Annotated in this window: 1 protein-coding gene; it reads right to left on the bottom strand. The window is 68.6% G+C overall.

Features of this window, described 5'->3' with window-relative positions; genetic code table 11:
* The coding region (locus J8I33_RS34905; RefSeq protein WP_348636058.1) for a hypothetical protein at positions 1-344 on the bottom strand (344 nt) is incomplete at both ends.

The raw sequence follows: 344 nt of genomic DNA, 5'->3' as shown, positions 1-344 counted from the left end.
TCGTAGTTGTCGGAGTTGACCGGGATGTTGGTGTGGACGTTGCCGTCGCCCGCATGCATGTGCAGCGCGACGAACACACGGCCGCGCAGCACGCGCTTGTGGATCGCCTGCGCTTCGTCGAGGATCGGCTTGAACGCGCCGCCGTTGAAGATCGCGCGCAGCTCCGCGCGGATCTCCTGCTTCCACGAGATGCGGACCGTGCGGTCCTGCGTGACGTGGAACACGGTCGCGCCCGGCTGCGCGTCCGCGCGATCGGCGAACTTCTCGGCGAGCGCCTCGTAGCCGAGCTGCACCAGGTAGTGCTGCGCCTCGCGCAGCGGCTGGTCGAGCCGGTCGCGCACGAA

It is taken from the genome of Burkholderia sp. AcTa6-5, assembly GCF_017815075.1.
GTDB classification, from domain to species: Bacteria; Pseudomonadota; Gammaproteobacteria; order Burkholderiales; family Burkholderiaceae; genus Burkholderia; species Burkholderia sola.
The sequence above is the reverse complement of the archived record's forward strand: the minus strand, read 5'-3'. Positions and strand labels throughout refer to the sequence as shown.